This is a genomic window from Pseudomonas sp. BF-R-19, assembly GCF_019956445.1.
Classification (GTDB): domain Bacteria; phylum Pseudomonadota; class Gammaproteobacteria; order Pseudomonadales; family Pseudomonadaceae; genus Aquipseudomonas; species Aquipseudomonas fluorescens_BH.
The window spans coordinates 165,834-186,932 of the sequence record NZ_JAHBDN010000037.1 but is presented as its reverse complement, the minus strand read 5'-3'; the positions used below and the strand labels follow the sequence as shown (position 1 = coordinate 186,932).

Here is a 21,099-nt window from a genome sequence, read left to right as displayed (position 1 = left end):
ACCGAATCAGCCCTGCGGAGAACAACAAATGCTGACGATCTACTCTGACGATCACCACCTGCACCATGGCCGCTGCGAACTCATCGACGGCCAGCTCAAGCCGTGCTTCGAGATGCCATCGCGCGCCGATCATGTGCTGCAACGCGTGCAGAACCAGAATCTTGGCCCAGTCGAAGCGCCAAAGGATTTCGGCCTCGAACCGATCGTACGTATTCACAGCCGTGACTACCTCGACTTCTTCAAAGGCGCCTGGGCACGCTGGACCGAGTTCAACACCGACGGTGACCTGCTGCCCTACACCTGGCCGGCCCGCACCCTGCGCTCAATCAAACCCACCAGCCTGCACGGCCAGCTCGGCTATTACAGCTTCGATGGCGGCGCCCCGATCACCGCCGGCACCTGGCAAGCGGCGTACAGCGCAGCACAAGTCGCGCTCACCGCCCAAGCGGAAATCCAGCGCGGCGCCCGTTCTGCTTTCGCCCTGTGCCGTCCACCGGGACACCACGCCGCCAGCGATTTGATGGGCGGATATTGCTACCTCAACAACGCTGCCATCGCCGCCCAGGCGTTCCTCGATCAAGGCCACAAAAAGGTCGCGATCCTCGACGTCGACTACCACCACGGCAACGGCACCCAGTCGATTTTCTACGAGCGCAGCGACGTGCTGTTCACCTCGATCCATGGCCACCCGGAAGCCGAGTTCCCGTTCTTCCTCGGCTATGAAGATGAACACGGCGAAGGCGCTGGCGAAGGGTTCAACTTCAACTATCCGTTGGCCGCCGGTTCCGGCTGGGACACCTGGAGCGCAGCGCTGGAACAAGCCTGCAAAGAGATCGAAAGCTACGGCGCCGACATCGTCGTCGTGTCCCTGGGCGTCGATACCTTCAAGGACGATCCGATCTCGCAATTCAAACTCGACAGTCCGGATTACCTGGCCATGGGCAAGCGCATCGAGGCGCTCGGCAAACCCACGCTGTTCGTCATGGAAGGCGGCTATGCCGTGGAAGAAATCGGCATCAATGCCGTGAACGTTCTCGAAGGTTTTGAAAGCGCTTAATGAGGAAGTAGAAAAATGAAAAGTCTTAAGCGTTTTATTTTTCCAGCCCTGTGCGCCACGCTGCTCAGCGGCGCGGCGCACGCCGAAGAACGAACGTTGCGCGTCTACAACTGGTTCGACTACATCACCCCCAAGGCCCTGGAAGACTTCAAGGCCCAGAACACCCAGACCAAACTGGTCTACGACATCTTCGACACCAATGAAGCGCTGGAGGCCAAGCTGCTGACCGGCAACTCCGGCTACGACGTGGTGGTGCCATCCAACGTATTCCTCGCCAAGCAAATCGAAGCCGGCGTGTTCCAGCCACTGGACCGCAGCAAGCTGCCGAACTGGAACCACCTCGATCCCAAGCTGATGAAGCTGATCGAAGCCAACGACCCGGGCAACAAGTTCGCCGTGCCGTACATGTACGGCACCATCCTGATCGGCTTCAACCCGGACAAGGTCAAGGCAGTCCTGGGTGCCGACGCGCCGGTAGACAGTTGGGACCTGATCTTCAAGGAAGAGAACATCAGCAAGCTCAAGCAGTGCGGCGTCGCCCTGCTCGACTCGCCCTCGGAGATCCTGCCGCTGGCCCTGCAACACCTCGGCCTGGACCCCAACAGCAAGAAGCCTGCGGACTACGCCAAGGCTGAAGCACTGCTGATGAAGATCCGTCCGTACATCACCTACTTCCACTCGTCGAAGTACATGGCCGACATAGCCAACGGCGACATTTGCGTCGCAGTCGGTTATTCCGGCAGCTTCTCGCAAGCCGCCAACCGCGCCAAGGAAGCCAAGAACGGTGTGGTCGTCGACATGCGTTTGCCGAAGGAAGGCGCGCCGATCTGGTTCGACATGCTGGCGATTCCGAAGGGGGCGAAAAACCCCGAAGACGCCTACACCTTCATCAACTACCTGCTGCAGCCGCAAGTGATTGCGCCGGTCAGTGACTTCGTGGGGTATCCGAACCCGAACAAGGACGCCACGGAACTGGTCGACCCGGCGATCCGCAACAACCCCAACCTGTACCCGACCGACGCGGCGATGGGCACGCTCTACACCTTGCAACCGCTGCCGCGCGATGCCGAACGTGCGCGGACCCGGGCCTGGACCAAGATCAAGTCCGGTACCTGACAACCGCCTCGTTCCCGTCGTCAACAAGACCTGCGTTTACGCAGGTCTTTTTTTGCTCGCAATATTTATTTACCGCCAACGTCGTCCTGCCCATCACTACCTTGCCAGGGATCGCACACCGAACATTCAACGGTGCCAGCCCCCACAAAGGATGTGACCCATGCCCGATACTTCCACCCCCCCTTCCGTACCCGATCTCTCAGCCGATCAAGACGCCTTGCTTACCCAATTGGTGGCCGGTCCCTCGATCAGGGAGGTCGCCACCCATGCATTGCAACCGGCCCTGCAAGCGCTGTACCCGGACCTGCACATCGACCCGCGCCTGGCGATGGTGGTCACCCCGACCTGGACCTTTGACGAACAGCGTGTCGTCCCAGGACCACGCCACTTTGAATCGTTGACCGACGCGCTGGTACGCCATGGCGTAGCGGCCACCCCCGTGGTCTACCTCGATGGCGAGCACTACCTCACGCTGCAGCCGCTGGAGCCCACTCCGGCGCAACTGCCCGTCAGCATCGATGCCATCGGGCGACTGCTCAACGAGTTGGCGCCCCTGCTGTTTGTCGCGTTTCAAGAGCAACAGGTCGACTACTGGAACCAGTTCACCCGAGAGTCCGCTCCACGGTGGCAAAGCCTGTCCAAATCTCTACGCGAACTGTGGAACATCGAATCGAACACGAACTGGGATTCCGACCGTTACGCCATGGCCCGCAACCTGTTCGCTTACCCGGACAAAAGCACGCGCGGGACTCATGACCCCTATCATTCGCGAGCATGCCTGATTGACCTCGACTGCTTGAACGACGACGTCTCGACACACCTCAACATCCTCGACATGGCGGTACTGATCGGAAGCCAAGGCAGCCGCAGCCTCATCATTACTCACACCATTACCCACGGCTTTCAGGCCTACGATTCGTTGCAGGAACTGGGCGAATCCTTGCTGACGTATGCAGATGAGCAGGCAACCGGCAACACCTTGCAATGGCGCCTGATCGAGCCCGAGGGCAATTACTTCGACCATCTGGCGTGCAACCTGATTGCCCTGCAAGCGGACTCGATTGGCGCCCTGGCAAACGATACCGCCACGGTGAATCCCGACCTGGCACCGCACATCAGCCGCTCAACGAACGAGCTCGATCCCAAGGACAAACAAAAACCCTCTCGATTCAATTGGGTCGAGCAAGCATTGCCAGACTGGATGGCCAGCGCTTCCTCCAGCGATCTCACCGCTTACAGCCGTCACCTGATGAATCTGGCACAAGTGCAGAATCAGAACGCCGGTCAGTCGTTTCAGGACGGGATCAAGCCAATCCGCGAGTTCGCTCTGGATCAACTGCGCGATGCCATGCTCAAAGAGCACGCCGATGCTGCACTGCTGAATCTGGCGGACATCGAGATCGTGGTCGATAGCGTGGTGGTCTGGGGCGCCTTTGTGCCGCTGATGGAGCCCGAGCGCACCACGCTGAGCCTGGTCGACCTGGCACTGCAAAACCTGATTGCCCTGCCGCTGGGCAACAACACCGTGCGCAGCACCAGCGCTACAGCACTGCCGGCATGGTTGACGGTGAGTTACCTGGAGGCGCTAATCACCAGCGCCGACATCGGCAAGACCTATCCGACGCTGATCAAAAGCAAACTGCTCGACGATCCCCTTGAGAGCCTGCGGCACCAGGGTCTGTTCACCAGCCACTTGCGAGTCGAACTGCCGCTCCTGGCATTGCAGCAAAAAATTCGCGCACAGGGCGGGATGGATGAACGCGGTTACCGCTACGTTGCGGCCGTGGTTCAGGTGCTCGATGCCAACCGCTGGGTGGATGGCCAGGAAATTGTCATTCGCCCGCTGGCGTTCAATCCCGGCTGGCGTCTGAGTGCCTCTGCGGACGAAGTGACCAACATGTTCGTGATCGGTCCGCGGCAGATGGACAAAGGCCCGTGCCTGCTCTATCGCCCGCTGCTCGATCAGCCATTGAGCCAGTACCCGACAACGGCCAACCTGATCTATGCCATCAAGCACACGCCGACACTGCGTCAATCGGTGCTCGCCTGGTTGCCGGACAGCGTACGTGCCAATTACGCGAACTATGTGTTCACTGGTGATCGGCCTTCGGTCTGGTCCCTCTCGCAACTCCTGGCTGACCCACTGACCCCGCTGCAAATGGGCGGCACGCTTGCCCTGGGTACCGGGGTCGTCGCCGCTGATTACATGGCCAACCTGTTCAAGGCCAACGTCAACGCGCTGGTCGAGCTGGCGCAACGGCAATCGGTGTCCAATGCGCAGAATCGCTGGGCGACTTTCAAGCAGGCGGCGTGGATGATTCTGAACGCAGCACTGCCTTTTCTCGGCCGCACCGTCGGCACGGCCGCCTGGATCTGGCAGGTACTGGATGACCTGCAACAAACGGTAGACGCCAGCGAGAGTGGTGACCGACAACAGCAGAAAACAGCGATGACCGACCTGCTGCTGACCCTGGCCATGGTGCTCGCCCATCACGCCAGCACGCGCCATGCGACTGCCCACAGAATCGAAGAAAAACCCTCGTCAAAGGTCGCGACCGAAGTTGAGGAAAAACCGGCATCCCAGCCTGTTGTCGTTGTTCAGGTGCCCGATACCGTCGGCGAAGCTGCCTCTTCACAGCATCGAATATCCGTGCTGACAGGCGCCGCCCTGAGCCTGGAGAAAACCCTGGATCGCTTCAAAGTCACCAAGCCCGATTCACTCAACCCACCGGATAGAGCCAGCGGCATCTATCGTCATCTCTATCGTGACGGAGCCCGGTATTACGCCTCGGTCGGTGAGCGCTGGTTCGAAGTGGCCGTTGAGGAAGCTGGTGAGGTATCGATTATCGACTCACGGCAACAGCCCCTACGCAGCGGCCCTGCATTGATCAGCAATCAACGGGGTGATTGGTTTGTCGATACGCGCCTGCGTCTGCGGGGCGGTGGTTTGTCGAGTCGACGCAAGGCGTTGAAACAACAAAATCGACAGCGCGTCACCGAGCTCAAACAGCAGTTGGCCGAATTCAATAACGAGCGCGAAAGCGCACGCACAGAACTGACGGATGCCTACAAACAAATGAAAGCCGCCAGCGACAAGACGCGGCCTGCCATTCAACAGCAGTTCCTCGAGAAACTCGACCAGCGCACCAGCCAATACGCGGCCCCCATTGAACAATTGAAATCGTTGAACCTGCTCGAAACGGTTTCCAGTTTCCGCACCGACATGGTCGAGATGCTCGGCACCCAGCTGTTTTTCAACCAGACATGGCTCGATCAAAAAGGTCCAGCTTTCACCCAAACCCTGCAGGAGACCCTGACGCTGCTGGATGCTGAAGAAATGGCAGGCGGGGCTGGCGACCGTGAGACCTATCAAAAAATGATCGACCTGACCGAGGGCATGATCGGCAAAATCGAGTTTGTTCATTCACGTTTCCAGGAGTTGAGTCGACTGGGTAGAAGTGCTGCGCAAATGGTCAGCACCTACAGAGCCAAACTGCCGGCTTACAGCCTGAACGATCTCAAGGCGCTTCAGGTTTCGCTGGCCCGCGAGGTATGCCTCAAAGAAGGTGACAGCGTTGCCCTGAACGAAGCCCGAAGCGAATTCGCACGCTTGCTCGACACGACCAATCTGGTTATCCAGACCTCCCAAGAGCTGATGCTGAAAGAAAGCACCTGGGTGGCAGGTGAACGCATCGAGGCACTCAGCGCCATGCTCGAACAGTTCGTGGACATCGATCAATCCTTCGAAGACTTCGCCGTCAACCACAAGGACGCAGTACAGGAGCAACCGCTCAAGCATTTGCGCAATCGGGTCAGCGAATTCCAGCAAGACACCGAGGGCTACCTGGTGCAGTTGCTACGAGAAGCGCCGCCCAAAGAGCCGCGACCAGGACCTTCCAGACCGGCCCCGGCATCGCGCAAACGAGTAGTGAAAACTCGCTTCAATGGCACGGTCGTTGGTGAAGTACGTCCTTCAGCACCGGGTGAGCCGGTTCTGCTTGATGTGCGCGCCCCCATGACCGGCAAGGTCATCGCCACCTTTCACGAAAAAACACCCGGGGTCTGGCTTGAACGGGTTCCGGCCAGGCGTCACCGTCCGACGGTTCAAGCACCGGCACTCGACATGCAAATTGCCCACGGCCGGGCACTGCTCGATGGCCTGGAAAGCTTTATCCAGCAAACCGAAACGAACGCGAAGAAGCCCGGCCGTATCCCGGTGGAAATAGAGGAACTGTTCCAGCAAAAAGCCGAGCATTTCGAACAAAGTGCCAGGACCCTGGAGCAATCCCTGATCGACTCAAATACAACCGATGGACCCGCAGTTGCCGCAACGGATCTGAGCGCGGAATTGAAGGAGGCGCGCGATCGACTGTACGCCAATGGTCAACGGATACGCATCGAAATGACCAAGCAACAACCCCCCACGGCCGCCCGCGTCCAGTGGCTGCGAAGCAAAAATGAAGTCGACATTGTGCGCAGCGGCGATCGACGCCGGCTCAAGGGCCCGCGTAAGGATTACATGCAGGAATATGAAATTCGCGAGCGCCGAAACCAGCAAGTGCTGTGGTATGCGCATTTCCACTATGCCAGCCAGGATGCGCCGATCGACGCCTTCACCGCCGCCCACCTGAAACTGCGGGATCAACGACTGTTGGCGGGTGCATTCGACCTGCGCTCGGCCACTACCAACCCGCAAGTGATTGCAATCTATCGCAGCGAGATCAGCCCGCAACTGGCACGTGCGCTGTTCTTCTCGTAAACCCGGAGCGCCAATTGGTCTTCTGCAACAACACCGGGAAGCCCGTAAGCGCGGACTGCCAATCCGCGCGCTTCAGCCAACACGCCACACCGCCCGCAACCGTTGCAACGCCGCCTCGATCGCCTTTTCGGGTACCGCGGCAAAGCCCAGCACCAGACCGGCGCGTTGATCCATCGGGGTCGCGGACTCCGGCAGCCAATAACTGCTCAAGCCGTTGACCTCGACATCGACACTGCTCGCCAACTCGATCAGCTCGCGTTCACGGGCCACGCTGTCGACCGGCACCGTCATGTGCAGTCCCGCGGCGACGGTGGGCAGTTTGCCGATGCCTGGAATATCCAGCGGCCAACCATTGAGCAAGGTATTGCGCCGACTCAGCGCCGCGCGCCGCATGCGCCGAATGTGACGCTGGAAATGCCCGGTCGCCATGAACTCGGCCATCACCGCCTGGGTGCTGACTTCGGAGTGCCGCACGTCCACCGCACGTCGCTGCGCAAAGGCCTGCACCAGCCCCGGCGGCAGCACCAGATAACCGAGACGCAACGCCGGAAACGCGACCTTGCCGAACGTGCCGACATACAGCACCCGCCCGTGACGATCGAGCGCGGCCAAAGGCGCCAGTGGCGCGCCGCTGTAGCGGTACTCGCCATCGTAATCATCCTCGACGATCCAGCCTTGGGTGCGTTCGGCCCAGGCCAGCAGCTCCAGGCGTCGCGCCAGGCTCATGACCACGCCGGTGGGATACTGGTGTGACGGCGTGACGTAGGTCAGCCGACAATCATCGAGTGCTGACAGTTCGCTGCAATTGATGCCCTCGCTGTCCACCGCCACCCCATGCAACCGCGCCCCCGCCACGGCGAAGGCATGACCTGCTGCCCGATACCCTGGATTTTCAATCGCCACCCCGTCACCGGGCTCCACCAGCAACTGTGCACAAAGGCTGATTCCCTGCTGCGCGCCACTGGTGATCAGAATTTGTTCAGCTGTGCACTGCATGCCCCGCGAACTGCGCAAATACGCGGCGATCATCCCGCGCAAGCGTGCGTCGCCTGCCGGGTCGCCGTAGCACAGCTGTTGAAAATCCGGTTTGCGCCAGAAAGCCGCATTCAGCTTGGCCCAGACCTCGAATGGAAACAGATCGAACGCCGGAACACCGACCCGAAATGCCCGGGGCGGACCGCTCGGCGGACTGGCCAAATGGTTGTTTTTGACCCGGGTCAACGGGTCGTTGTGGATAACTTTGCTGGATGGATCCACAGGTAAATCGAGCCAATTTGTGGATAAGGCTGTGGGTAACCCTGTTGAAAACCCTGTGGATACTTTTGTGGATAGTTTTTTCGCCGGCAAGGTTGCCTGGGGCAATTGCGCGACATAAGTCCCGTCGCCCACTCGCCCTTCGATAAACCCTTCGGCGTACAGCTGATCGTAGGCGCGCACCACACTGTTGCGGGAAATCGCCAGCGCTGCTGCCAGATCACGACTGGCGGGCAGACGCGTACCACTGGCCAGTCGCCCGTCCAACACACGCGTGCGCAATGCCTGGTAGAGCTGACGACTCAGCCCCTGGCGACGATCAAGTTCGATACCTGCGGGATTGAAGGTCAGGGACAGTGGTTCGCTAGTCATCGCAATGGACCTATGAAATTGGTCATTAATGGCTCTTACAACAGACCAATAGCCTGCCTAGGATGCAGGCATTCGCCAAGGAAAATATCTCCATGTACACGCCACGTGCTTTTGCCATCGACGAGTTGTCCCAACTGCATGAACTGATCCTCGCCACCCGTCTCGCCATATTGGTGACCCACGGTGAAAGCGGCCTGCAAGCCAGCCATGTACCGGTGCTGCTGCATTGCGAACAAGGCTCGAACGGCACGTTGTACGGACATCTGGCCAAAGCCAATCCACAGTGGAAAGACCTGCGCGACGGTGCCGAAGCCCTGCTGATTTTTGCCGGTGCCGACGCCTACGTCAGCCCTGGCTTCTACCCGAGCAAGGCCGAACACGGCAAAGTCGTGCCAACCTGGAACTACGTCGCCGTACACGCCTATGGCCGAGCCGAAACCTTCAGCGATGGCGGGCGGCTGCTCGACATCGTCAGCACCCTCACCGATCGTCATGAAGCTGGCCGCGCCCAACCGTGGTCAGTAGCCGATGCCCCCGCCGATTACATCGACGGCATGCTCAAGGCCATCGTCGGTTTCGCCATTCCCATCGACCGTCTGGAAGGCAAGCGCAAGCTCAGCCAGAACCGCAGCCCCGCCGACATCGCCGGTGTGCGCGAAGGCCTGGCCGCCAGCCCCGACGTCAACGACCAAACCCTCGCCCAATTGATGCGCTAAGGAAGTCACCATGAGTCAAATCGACATTCGCCAAGTCACCGCCGGTGATCACGCGGCCTGGTTGCCGCTGTGGCAGGCCTACCTGCGCTTCTACAAAACCGAATTACCGGAAGCCGTCACTCACAGCACCTGGCAGCGCATGCTCGATACGAACGAGCCAACCCACGCCGCCCTCGCCTGGGCCGACGGCAAAGCGGTGGGCATGGTGCATTTCATCTACCATCGTTCGAACTGGGCCATCGAGAACTCCTGCTACCTGCAAGACTTGCTGGTGACCCCGCAAACCCGTGGTACCGGCGTTGGCCGCCAGTTGATCGAGTTCGTCTACGCCACGGCCAAGGCCGACGGTTGCAACAAGGTCCACTGGCTGACCCACGAAACCAACGCCACCGCGATCCAGCTCTACGAGCGCATCGCCGAACGCCCGGGTTTCATTCAGTTTCGCAAAGCCATCTAGGTTCAAGGAGAACAGCATGTCGATTTCACTCGCCAACTGGAAAGGCGTCCCGGCCCCCACGACTCAACTGATCGAAGGGCGCTACATCCGCCTGGAAAAGCTCGACCCGGCGCGCCACGGCGACGACTTGTTCAAAGCCCTGCAAGGCCCCGCCGCCGACCCTAAACTCTGGGACTACCTGCCTTACGGCCCCTTCCCGGAGCGCAGCGTCTTCAACGACTGGCTGAACAACCACGCGGCCAGCAGCGACCCGTATTTCTTCAGCGTGATCGACCGCGCCAGCGGCGAGGTCCAGGGCATTCTCAGCCTGATGTCCATCGTCCCGGCCCAGGGCCGCATCGAAATCGGCCACGTCACCTTCGGCGCCCCGATGCAGCGCTCGCCGAAAAGCACCGAGGCGGTTTACCTGCTGGCCAAGGAATCCTTTGCCCTGGGTTACCGCCGCCTGGAATGGAAATGCAACAACGCCAACGCCCGCTCCAAATACGCGGCCGAGCGCCTGGGGTTCAGCTTTGAGGGTGTGTTCCGTCAGCACATGGTGGTCAAAGGGCAAAATCGGGACACCGCGTGGTACTCGATTCTGGACTCGGAATGGCCGGCGATTGGCGCCGGGTTCGAGAAGTGGCTGAGTGATGAGAACCAGACGGCTTCGGGGCAAGTTAAAGGGTTGGTGGAGTGTCGCGCGTAAAGTGCTTCCAGGCATCGCGATAGCCGGCCATGTCCCGACTTCTTGTAAGAAAAGACGTCAGTTCGATGGGGCAAAAACTGTCTCCGTCGAACAGTCAGGCATTTACTACATGACAATCTGAGACTCCCCGCACCACCGCCGGAACCGCCTGACATCGGTACCGATAGCCTTCCTTTTAGAGTTTGGTCTTCTGACAAAGAGGCCAAACTCGATGCCTGTTCAACACAAATACCGACCCCAACAACTCGTCTTGGCGATTGCACTTGCCCTGGGTTGCGCTGACGTTGCATCAGCCCAGCAACCGGCGCCACCCAGCCCAGAGAACGCGTCTGACGCCATCGAGCAACTGGGCGCAGGCACTATCGCCAACCTGGTCAACGCGACGTTGAACAGTGACAGCTCCGTGAGCGCCGCGATGCTCTCGGCGATGCGCCAGTCAGACAGTGCCTCAGGCTTCAGCAGTCAAAAGAGAGCTTCGCGCCCGACAGCGGCCGACAATAGCGCTAGCCGAGTCTGGCTACAGGCATTGGGGTACGGCGGCACACTGGATCGCGACTACGATGCCTTGAAGTACTCGACCCAAGGCCTGGTTCTGGGAGCGGACTGGGCATTTGACGAAGAATGGCGCATCGGCATGATGGCTGGTAAATCACAGACCCGCCTGGACAGCCGTGACCTCGATGGCGATCTCGAAAGCTGGCATCTGGGGGCTTATGCCCTGCGCCAGAGCGGCTCCATGTCTTTGCGTCTTGGCGCCAGCTACAGCAATCACGACGGCAGCACTCAACGCCAGGTGACCTTCAATGGTTTCAGTGACCGCCCCAAAGGCAGGTACGACGCCAACACCCAGCAGGCGTTTGCCGAAGTCGGATACAACCTCGGCCGCGCCAACATCAACATCGAACCATTCGCAGGCCTTGGCTATCAACGTTATCAGCGCGATGGCTACACGGAAAAAGGAGGCACTGCGGCGTTAAAGGTCGAGGGCCAGGAGCAGAACAATCTCAACAGCACTTTTGGCCTGCGACTGGCGAAGATCAATACGCTGGATAACGGTATGCAACTGACGCCACGGTTCAGTGCCAGCTGGAAACATACCTACGGGGAGATCGCCACAAAAACCCGCCAACGGCTGATCACCGATGGCCGTAAAGACACCGTTTCCGGTGCGCCGCTGGATCGTGACAGTCTGATGGTGGATGCGGGTCTGGAGCTGGGGCTTTCGGCGCAGCACACGCTGGGCGTCGGCATAAATGGCGAGATGGGCACCGACAGCCGAAACCATGGCGCGACAGCGCAGTGGCGGATGACCTTCTAACCATCGAATGCTGGGCGAAAAAAAGGGGAGCACATGCCCCCCCGAGGTATAAAGCGTTGTATCGCGGCTGTTAACTCAGCCTTCGATCTCGATCAGGATCTCGCCCGGGTTCACCCGGTCGCCCTTGGCCACGTGAATGGCGGTGACTTTACCGGCGATGGCCGCCTGGACTTCGGTTTCCATCTTCATCGCTTCGGTGATCAACACAGCCTGGCCGGCCTTGACGGTGTCGCCCTCCTTGACCAGCACGTCGACGATGTTGCCCGGCATGGTGGTGCTGACGTGACCCGGTGCAGTGGCTTGCTTGCGCTTGCTGCTGCCGCCGCCGACGAATTCGTTGAGTGGCTCGAACACCACTTCTTCCGGCATGCCGTCGATGGACAGGTAGAAGTGACGCTTGCCTTCGGCCTTGACGCCGACGCCGGTGATGTCGACGCGGTAGGTTTCGCCGTGAACGTCGATGACGAACTCGGTTGGCACGCCTTCCCCACCAACAGAGGCAACGCCGCCGGCTTCAGGAATCGGCAGCAACACTTCAGGGGTCAGGGTGCCGGCAGCACGTTCTTCGAGGAACTTGCGACCGATGTCCGGGAACATGGCGAAGGTCAGCACGTCTTCTTCAGACTTGGCCAGTGCACCGATATCGGCGCGCAGCTTGGCCATTTCCGGCTTGAGCAGGTCAGCCGGGCGAACGTCGATCACTTCTTCGCTGCCGATGGCCTGGCGACGCAGTTGTTCGTTCACGGTGCCCGGCGCCTTGCCGTAGCCGCCTTGCAGGTACAGCTTCACTTCGTTGGTGATGGTCTTGTAGCGCTCGCCGGCCAGCACGTTGAAGAACGCCTGGGTGCCGACGATCTGCGAAGTCGGAGTCACCAGCGGCGGGAAGCCGAGGTCTTCACGAACCCGCGGGATTTCGGCCAGCACTTCGCTCATGCGATTGAGTGCGCCCTGCTCTTTCAACTGGTTGGCCAGGTTGGAGATCATCCCGCCCGGTACCTGGTTGACTTGAACACGGGTGTCGACGGCGGTGAATTCACTTTCGAACTGGTGGTACTTCTTGCGCACGGCGTAGAAGTACAGGCCGATCTCCTGCAGCAGCTCCAGGTTCAGGCCGGTGTCGAACTCGCTGCCTTTAAGGGCGGCGACCATCGACTCGGTACCCGGGTGGCTGGTGCCCCAGGCGAAACTGGAGATCGCGGTGTCGATGTGGTCGGCACCGTTTTCGATGGCCTTCATTTGGCACATCGCGGCCAGACCAGCCGTGTCGTGGGAGTGAATGAACACTGGCAGCGATTGCTCGGCTTTCAGCGCCTTGACCAGTTCGCCGGTGGCGTACGGGGTCAGCAGGCCGGCCATGTCCTTGATCGCCACCGAGTCGCAACCCATGGCTTCCATTTGCTTGGCCTGGTTCACGAAGGCCTCGATGGTGTGCACCGGGCTGGTGGTGTAGGCGATGGTGCCCTGGGCGTGTTTGCCGGAGGCTTTCACCGCTTCGATGGCCACGCGCAGGTTACGCACGTCGTTCATGGCGTCGAAGATGCGGAACACGTCGATGCCGTTGACCGCTGCCTTGGCGACGAAGGCTTTGACCACGTCATCGCTGTAGTGGCGGTAGCCCAGCAGGTTCTGGCCGCGCAACAGCATTTGCAGGCGGGTGTTAGGCAGCGCGGCGCGCAACTGGCGCAGACGCTCCCACGGATCTTCTTTCAGGAAACGTACGCAGGCGTCGAACGTCGCGCCACCCCAGCACTCCAGCGACCAGTAGCCGACTTTGTCGAGCTTGTCGCAGATCGGCAGCATGTCTTCAGTGCGCATGCGGGTCGCGAGCAGCGATTGGTGAGCGTCGCGCAGGATGGTGTCGGTTACATGAATCTTCTTGCTCATTGTTCTATTCCTCACAGGCCTGCGTGGGCGGCGATGGCGGCGGCGATGGCCAGGGCCAGCTCTTCGGGTTTGCGCTTGATCGAGTAGTTGGTCAGTTCAGGGTGGCTTTCAACGAAGCTGGTGTTGAACTGGCCGCTACGGAATTCCGGGTTACGCAGGATTTCCTGGTAGTACGCAGCGGTGGTCTTGACCCCTTGCAGACGCATGTCGTCGAGGGCGCGCAAGCCACGGTCCATCGCCTCTTCCCAGGTCAGCGCCCACACCACCAGTTTCAGGCACATGGAGTCGTAGTACGGCGGGATGGTGTAGCCGGTGTAGATCGCCGTGTCGGTGCGCACGCCAGGGCCGCCGGGAGCGTAGTAACGGGTGATCTTGCCGAAGCTCGGCAGGAAGTTGTTTTTCGGGTCTTCGGCGTTGATCCGGAATTGCAGGGCGAAACCACGGTGCTGGATGTCTTCCTGTTTCACCGACAGCGGCAGGCCGGAGGCAATGCGAATCTGCTCACGGACAATGTCGATGCCGGTGATTTCTTCGGTGATGGTGTGTTCCACCTGCACCCGGGTGTTCATCTCCATGAAGTACACCTCGCCCTCGGCGAGCAGGAACTCCACGGTACCGGCGTTCTCGTAACCCACGGCCTTGGCTGCGCGCACCGACAGGTCGCCGATGTAGGCGCGCTGCTCCGGGGTCAGTTGCGGGCTCGGGGCGATCTCGATCAGCTTCTGGTTGCGGCGCTGGATCGAGCAATCACGCTCGAACAGGTGAACCACGTTGCCGAAGCTGTCGCCAAGAATCTGTGCTTCGATGTGCTTCGGATTGACAATGCATTTTTCCAGGAACACTTCCGCCGAACCAAAAGCCTTGGTGGCTTCGGAAATGACCCGCGGGAAAGCCTGTTCGAGCTCTTCGCGGCTGTTGCAGCGACGAATGCCGCGGCCGCCACCACCGGAAGTGGCCTTGAGCATCACCGGGTAACCGATGCGATCGCCTTCGGTCAGGGCTTCTTCGATGCCCGACACGTTGCCTTCAGTACCTGGGGTTACCGGTACGCCGGCCTTGATCATGCTGCGGCGCGCTTCGGTCTTGTCGCCCATGCGGCGAATCACTTCAGCCGATGGGCCAATGAATTTGATTCCGCGTTCGGCGCAGATCTCCGCCAGTTCGGCGTTTTCCGAAAGGAAGCCATAACCGGGGTGCAGTGCATCGCAACCGGTTTCCACAGCCAGGTTCACCAGCTTGCGCGGGTTCAGGTAACCGGCCAGCGGTTCGGCACCAATACTGTGGGCCTCGTCCGCACGCTTCACATGCAAGGCATGACGGTCGGCATCGGAGTAGATCGCGACCGAGCGAATGCCCATTTCGGCGCAGGCACGTACGATTCGTACGGCAATCTCACCACGGTTGGCGATCAGGATCTTTGTTATCACTTGGAGTTTCCCTTGAGCCGGTGGTACCCACGACCTGCTAGACCAGGTCGACGAGTGACCAAATGTTTCAATTTGGTCGCAGGTCCACACTAGCGCCCACAAGGGATTAACAAAAATGAATAATTATTGGGTCACGCATAAGTAAAGACTTATAGTTGATTCACCAGCCAGCGACGAGAGCGACCATATAATGCGTAAGTCATTGATGCGTATGACTTTGCGTCAATTGCAGATCTTCAACGAGGTCTGTGATTTGCGCTCCTACAGCCGCGCGGCCGAGGAAATGTCGCTCACACAACCTGCCGTCAGCCTACAGATTCGTCAACTTGAAGAGCTGATTGGCCAGCCTTTGTTCGATTACGTCGGCAAAAAACTCTACATGACCGAAGCGGCTGAAGCGTTACAGCGGGCCAGTCGGGATATTTTCGGGCGCCTGGAAAACCTCGACATGCAGTTGTCGGACATGCAGGGCTCGTTGCAGGGGCAACTGAAACTGGCGATTGAGTCCAGCGCCAAATACTTCGTGCCGCATCTGTTTGCCGCATTCAAACGCCAACACCCGGAAGTGAACCTGCAACTGACGGTGGTCAACCGTGGCCAGGTCATTCGGCGCCTGTCGGACAACCGCGACGACCTGGTGATCATGTCCATGGTGCCCCAGGACATGGGCCTGGAATTCCTGCCGTTCCTGAACAACCCGATCGTCGCCGTGGCGCCACCGGATCATCCACTTTGCCATATGGGACCACTGCGCCTGCAGGATCTCGAGCCCTACACACTGCTGCTGCGTGAGCCAGGCTCCGGGACGCGGCTGGCGTGCGAAGAATACTTCAAAGAGAAGCGCGTGCACTTCAACCAGACCCAGGAGGTCTCGTCTGCCGAAGCTCAGCGTGAATGTGTACTGGCAGGCCTGGGCGTTGCGCTGTTGACGCGCCACGCCCTGAGCCTTGAACTGGCAACCGGTGGGCTGATCGAGCTACCGGTCGAAGAGCTGCCACTGTTTCGCAGTTGGTGCCTGGTGCAGGCCAAGGCAAAACGCCTGTCACCGGTGGCTCACGCCTTCCTGGCGTTTATCCGTAGCGAACGGCTTCAGATCAGCGCGCTGGTTGAGCGTTTCGACGGGACGCCGAGGGAGATGCCTGCCAGAAGTTGAGTTCCAACTCCGGAAAATCGCCAATTTCGGCCAGAAGCTGACGACGTTCGCAGCGATCTTCGATGGCGCGGCGGAATTCCATGCGGCGCTGATCTTCTTGCTGACGACGGGTTTTGACAGCGCTGTTGCGTTCTTCGTAGGGCATGGCCATTTCGAGTCTCCCAAGGCGAGTACGGGAGTTTCAAGATAGGCGCGAGGGATGACGGTTTGGCGGCTCGGGTGTTACAGACTGATGAAAATTGCGGTGTATTCGAGGCCGCCATCGCGAGCAAGCTCGCTCCCACAGGAGATCGCGGTCAAAGGTGGGAGCGAGCCTGCTCGCGATTAAGGTCGGAACGACCTTACGACGACGTCAGTCGTCCAGCGCTTTCACCGACTTGGGCGACAACCGCAAGCTGCGCAGGCTGCGCTTGACGCTCTTGAGGTGGTTGACCAGGCTCGGGCCACGCGCCATGGCCACGCCCATCGCCAGCACGTCGATCACCACCAGGTGGGCGATACGCGAAGTCAGCGGCGTATAGATTTCAGTGTCTTCATGCACATCGATCGCCAGATTGACCGTAGACAGCTCGGCCAATGGCGTCTGGCTCGGGCACAAGGTGATCAATGAGGCGCCGCTTTCGCGCACCAGGTTGGCGGTGATCAGCAGGTCCTTGGAACGCCCGGACTGGGAAATGCAGATCGCCACGTCGGATGGCTTGAGCGTCACGGCCGACATCGCCTGCATGTGCGGGTCGGAATACGCCGCAGCGGTGAGCAGCAAGCGGAAGAACTTGTGCTGGGCGTCAGCCGCGACCGCACCCGAGGCGCCAAAGCCATAGAACTCGACACGCTGGGCCTGGGACATCAGCGTCACCGCCCGCTGCAATTCCAGCGGATCGAGTTTCTCGCGAACCTCCATCAGCGTATGCAGGGTGGTGTCGAAGATTTTCAGGCTGTAGTCGGCGACCGAATCATCCTCATGGATCGCAAACTGGCCGAAACTCGCACCTGCCGCCAGGCTCTGGGCCAGCTTCAGCTTCAGGTCCTGAAAGCCGGAACAACCGATGGCACGGCAAAAACGCACGATAGTCGGTTCGCTGATGCCCACGCTGTGGGCCAGGTCGGCCATGGAGCTGTGCATCACAGCCGCAGGATCAAGCAGCACGTGGTCGGCGACCTTGAGCTCCGACTTGCGTAACAGGTGGCGAGACTGGGCGATGTGTTGCAGCAGATTCAAGGGGCTGGACTCTTTGTTATTGGCAGGTGCCGGGGATGTAGCACGCTTGTAGTTATACTACAAGAATCGGCTTTTTGCCTGCTCAATGCGTTACCGAATCCCTCGATTTCAGGTGCCCGCGCTTCATGTAGCACTCATCGTGCATGTCCAGGTGCACCGGCGGGTGCACAGATTTAAGAGGACAAAAGCACCTTAAGCTATTAAATGGAAGTTACATACGATTCGCTGTGACTGATTAACAATAGAACACACAGCCTTACAAACCAAACAAAGAAATCTCAACCAAAAGCAACTTCAATTGAATACAGTAATACCGCAGGAAGCAAAAACCTGGTTAAAGGAGCTACACATTATGAGTATTAAAACAAAAGACTGGACCGCACAGATTGACCGCATGCCCGGTGCCCCTTCGTTCCGCGCCTTTGGCACCGTAACCGTTGCCCACACTGGCATCACCCCAAAGCTGGAAATGACAGCACTGCAAGACAAATCCTTTGATCTGCGCCTGGAACTAAAACTGGAATATTCTAATGAAGTTTCACTGCAGGTGGAATCTGACAAGTTTGTCGAATATAAAGCAATGGGTAATTCCAATGTTACCGGTGTCAGCATCTTCTACGAAGGCAAGTTGCTGCACCATATTGATGAAATATTGATTACCCACTAAAAACATATACAGCTTCCGGCATCTCAGGCGTCCTGTCCGACACTTCGTGCAGGACGCCTCCTTGTCAGCTTGCGGCTTGCGCGTGCAGCAAACCGGCCAACGTCTCGGCCTCGACCGGGCGGCTGATCAGATAGCCCTGTACTTCATCGCAGCGCTCGGCTTTGAGGAACTCAAGCTGGTCTTCCCGTTCCACCCCTTCCGCCACGACCTTCAGCTTCAGGCCGTGAGCCATGGCAATAATGGCCCGGGTAATCGCCGCGTCTTCGCTGCCCTCCCCCAAGCCACGAATAAACGCCTGATCGATCTTCACGTAATCCACCGGGATGCGCTTGAGGTAGCTCAGGGATGAATAACCGGTGCCAAAATCGTCAATGGCCAGTTTCACCCCGAGATCACGCAACTGCTGGAACGTCGCGATGATGTGTTCGACGCTATCCAGCAACTGGCTTTCGGTGAGTTCCAACTCCAGCAGTTGCGGCGCCAGCCCGGTCTCTTCCAGCACCTGCCGCACCAGACTGACCAGCTTGCCCTGGCGCAATTGATGCACCGACAGATTGACCGACACCCGAATCGCTTCGAGCCCCTGCCGTTGCCACTCACAGGCTTGCCAGCAGGCCTGACGCAGCACGAACTCACCGATCGGGCCGATCAATCCGGTTTCTTCAGCCAGGCCGATGAAATCCCCCGGCGGCACACGGCCCATGGTCGGATGGTCCCAACGCACCAAGGCTTCGGCGGCATTCAATTTGCCAGTGGCCAGGCACAGTTTCGGTTGGTAAAACACCTTCAGCTGCCTGTCTTCGATGGCTTTGCGCAAGTAGTTTTCCAGCTGTAAACGCTCCAGCGTGCTGGCTTGCAAACTGTCGGTGTAAAACTGGAAATTATTACCACCCAGGTGTTTGGCGTGCTGCATCGCCATGTTCGACTGACTGACCAGTGCAGAAATTTCCCGGGCGCTGTCCGGCAACAAGCTGATGCCCATCGACACGCTGACCACCAGCTCATGCCCCTCAATGGTCACCGGCAGGCGCAACTTGTTCGCCAGACGAGTCGCCACCCGGGCCAGGCTCGAAAGGTTGCCGTAGGAGTTGAACAACACGGCAAACTCATCCCCAGAAAGGCGCGCGATGGTGTCTGCTTCAGGCAATGCATTCACCAACCGCCGGGCCATCTTCTGCAACAACTGGTCGGCGACTTCATGCCCCAGGCTGTCGTTGAGTTGCTTGAACCGATCGAGATTGATGTGCAGCAACGCCAGGCTGCGATAACCGCCCTGTCGCACTCGTTGATGAGCCTCGCTGAGTCGTTCGCGAAACATCGCGCGGTTGGCCAGACCGGTAAGCTCGTCGTAATGGGTCAGATAGCGCATGCGCTCTTCGGATTCTCGGCGGGCCGAGAGATCAGCGAAAAAGCCCACAATATGGCTCACATTTCCCCGGGGATCGCGCACGGCATTCAGTTGCAGCCATTGCGGATACATCTCGCCGTTCTTGCGGGTTTCCACCAATTCGCCCTGCCAACTGCCCTGCTGTTCCAGCGCCTGATGAATTACCGCGTAATGCCGACGCGCATCGCGACTGCATGGCAACTCAATGACATTGCGTCCGATCATGTCGTCGATGTCATAGCCGGTCACCCGACTGAAGGCCTGATTGATCGCGATCAGGACGTAGTTCGGATCGAAAATCACGATCCCTTCGCTGGCCGCCTCGAACACGGTCGCCGCCAGTTGCCGCTGCTCTTCCAGGCCTTTGCTGGCGCTGATGTCGCGGCGAGTGCCGACCATGCGAATCACCCGACCGTTCTTGGCGCGCTCGACCGCCCGCCCGCGGTCCTCGATCCAGACCCAGTGGCCGTCGCCATGCCGCACGCGATACTCGATTTGATAGTCTTCGGTGCGGCCCTTCAAATGCTCGACCAGTGCCCTTTTCAGCCCAGGAAGATCCTCGGGATGAAGGCGCGGCTTGAGGTGACGCAATATCGCCGTGACCTGTTCCGGCTCCAGGCCGAACAATTCCTGAATCTGTGTGTGATGGACTTCGTCGGTTTGCAGATTCCAGTCCCACAACCCCAACTCGCTGGCCTTCAATGCCAGCGCCAGGCGCGCCTCACTCTTGCTCAGTGCCTGGTTGGCGGCATCCAGTTCCAGGCTGCGCTGAGCGACTCGGTTTTCCAGGTCGATCTGGATTTCTCGCAATTCGGTTTCGGCACGCCGGCGCTGTTCAATCTCCTTGGCCAGCTTCTGATTGAGCTGATCACTGCAGCATTGCGCTTGCTGTAGATGCTCGATCAGTGCCTGGTTCTGAAAGCGTCGCATCAAGCCCCGATCGATCAATCGATTGACTTGCCAGGCAACCACGCTCAATGCACCGAGCAGAATCAGCCCGAACCAGCCCCAACCTTGCTGCTGTTCGTCAGCCCCCCAAAACATATAGGCGATGGCCGGCAACAGGCAGGGCAAGGTGAATGACAGAAAGGCCGGCAAACTGACCGCATAAGCCACGCTGGCCGAGAGCGCCGCGGCACCGATGAGGCCGAATACCCAGGCTTGCTGAATGAAGTTATCGGCGGGAACCAGGGCGATGCCGGCACCGGCCAGGGTCAGACCGGTGAGGCCGGAGCCCAGCAAAAACATCCGTCGCCAAATGGGATGGGCCTGACGATTGGGAATGGCCGAATCGAAGGCTGCGACCTGAATCACCCGCAATGCCACCAATGACAACAACCACACCAGCCAGACACTGACCAGGAAATAACGCTGCGGACTCCAGAGCAAACCGGCACAGACCAGGCCATTGATCAGCATGAATAACGTGGGCAGCAGCGAGCCTTGATACAACAGGCGCGTGCGTTCGACCGCCATTTCCATGGCGTACTGTTTACGGATCTCCCGGGGCTCCACAGTGGGGCCCGACAGGTCGAAGCTGAGGGTCATAGGCGATGTTCTTGTTCTTATAATGATGAGCATGAGCCCGAAACTGCTCGGAGCATACACAAGCAATTGCCCGGACC

15 protein-coding genes are annotated in these 21,099 nt (G+C 59.3%); 9 read left to right on the top strand and 6 right to left on the bottom strand.

Going from position 1 to position 21,099, the window contains the following annotated elements; translation table 11 throughout:
* Positions 1–28: 28 nt before the first annotated feature.
* The 3 genes from KGB28_RS06985 (at position 29) to KGB28_RS06975 (ending at position 6,932) form a co-directional block, all read left to right on the top strand.
* Positions 29–1,057 (top strand): histone deacetylase family protein, encoded by a 1,029-nt coding sequence (locus tag KGB28_RS06985; protein ID WP_223443726.1) that lies wholly within the window; start codon positions 29–31, stop codon positions 1,055–1,057.
* 15 nt (positions 1,058–1,072) lie between these two features.
* Positions 1,073–2,173, top strand: coding sequence for a polyamine ABC transporter substrate-binding protein (locus KGB28_RS06980; protein ID WP_223443724.1), 1,101 nt, complete (start codon positions 1,073–1,075; stop codon positions 2,171–2,173).
* Positions 2,174–2,333: 160 nt separating this feature from the next.
* Positions 2,334–6,932 carry a hypothetical protein gene (locus KGB28_RS06975; protein WP_223443721.1) on the top strand — a complete coding sequence of 1,533 codons (4,599 nt, stop codon included), beginning with the start codon at positions 2,334–2,336 and terminating at the stop codon, positions 6,930–6,932.
* 72 nt (positions 6,933–7,004) lie between these two features.
* Here the strand turns inward: KGB28_RS06975 and KGB28_RS06970 are convergent, their stop codons facing one another.
* Positions 7,005–8,558, bottom strand: coding sequence for a PLP-dependent aminotransferase family protein (locus KGB28_RS06970; protein WP_223443718.1), 1,554 nt, complete (start codon positions 8,556–8,558; stop codon positions 7,005–7,007).
* A 92-nt stretch (positions 8,559–8,650) separates the two neighbouring features.
* Between KGB28_RS06970 and KGB28_RS06965 the strand changes: the two genes are divergently transcribed.
* From KGB28_RS06965 to KGB28_RS06950, 4 genes are all read left to right on the top strand, one after another.
* Positions 8,651–9,274 carry an FMN-binding negative transcriptional regulator gene (locus KGB28_RS06965; RefSeq protein ID WP_150724855.1) on the top strand — a complete coding sequence of 208 codons (624 nt, stop codon included), beginning with the start codon at positions 8,651–8,653 and terminating at the stop codon, positions 9,272–9,274.
* A gap of 10 nt (positions 9,275–9,284) precedes the next feature.
* Entirely contained in the window at positions 9,285–9,731 is a 447-nt protein-coding gene (locus KGB28_RS06960; protein ID WP_223443715.1) for a GNAT family N-acetyltransferase, read from the top strand.
* Between the two features lie 16 nt (positions 9,732–9,747).
* Positions 9,748–10,419 (top strand): GNAT family N-acetyltransferase, encoded by a 672-nt coding sequence (locus KGB28_RS06955; RefSeq protein ID WP_223443712.1) that lies wholly within the window; start codon positions 9,748–9,750, stop codon positions 10,417–10,419.
* Positions 10,420–10,630: 211 nt separating this feature from the next.
* Entirely contained in the window at positions 10,631–11,737 is a 1,107-nt protein-coding gene (locus KGB28_RS06950) for an autotransporter domain-containing protein (RefSeq protein WP_411740577.1), read from the top strand.
* Positions 11,738–11,812: 75 nt separating this feature from the next.
* Here KGB28_RS06950 and oadA read toward each other — a convergent pair whose 3' ends face one another.
* Both oadA and KGB28_RS06940 read right to left on the bottom strand, forming a co-directional pair.
* A complete protein-coding gene (gene oadA, locus KGB28_RS06945) occupies positions 11,813–13,621 on the bottom strand; it encodes a sodium-extruding oxaloacetate decarboxylase subunit alpha (protein ID WP_223443709.1) in 1,809 nt (602 codons plus the stop codon).
* 11 nt (positions 13,622–13,632) lie between these two features.
* Positions 13,633–15,048: an acetyl-CoA carboxylase biotin carboxylase subunit gene (locus KGB28_RS06940; protein ID WP_046038868.1), complete on the bottom strand. Its 1,416-nt coding sequence runs from the start codon at positions 15,046–15,048 to the stop codon at positions 13,633–13,635.
* Positions 15,049–15,238: 190 nt separating this feature from the next.
* Between KGB28_RS06940 and KGB28_RS06935 the strand changes: the two genes are divergently transcribed.
* Positions 15,239–16,201, top strand: coding sequence for a LysR family transcriptional regulator (locus KGB28_RS06935; RefSeq protein WP_095943442.1), 963 nt, complete (start codon positions 15,239–15,241; stop codon positions 16,199–16,201).
* On the opposite strand, the gene KGB28_RS06930 is transcribed toward KGB28_RS06935, so the two are convergent.
* The gene (locus KGB28_RS06930) at positions 16,143–16,352 is read right to left on the bottom strand and encodes a PA3496 family putative envelope integrity protein (RefSeq protein ID WP_046038865.1); all 210 of its coding nucleotides are present in this window, start codon (positions 16,350–16,352) and stop codon (positions 16,143–16,145) included. The genes KGB28_RS06935 and KGB28_RS06930 overlap by 59 nt on opposite strands.
* A gap of 201 nt (positions 16,353–16,553) precedes the next feature.
* A complete protein-coding gene (gene hexR, locus KGB28_RS06925) occupies positions 16,554–17,420 on the bottom strand; it encodes a transcriptional regulator HexR (protein ID WP_008056956.1) in 867 nt (288 codons plus the stop codon).
* 352 nt (positions 17,421–17,772) lie between these two features.
* Here hexR and KGB28_RS06920 point away from each other — a divergent pair, with 352 nt between their 5' ends.
* Entirely contained in the window at positions 17,773–18,087 is a 315-nt protein-coding gene (locus KGB28_RS06920) for a hypothetical protein (RefSeq protein ID WP_223443707.1), read from the top strand.
* 64 nt (positions 18,088–18,151) lie between these two features.
* Here the strand turns inward: KGB28_RS06920 and KGB28_RS06915 are convergent, their stop codons facing one another.
* A complete protein-coding gene (locus KGB28_RS06915) occupies positions 18,152–21,022 on the bottom strand; it encodes an EAL domain-containing protein (RefSeq protein WP_223443705.1) in 2,871 nt (956 codons plus the stop codon).
* Positions 21,023–21,099: the final 77 nt, after the last annotated feature.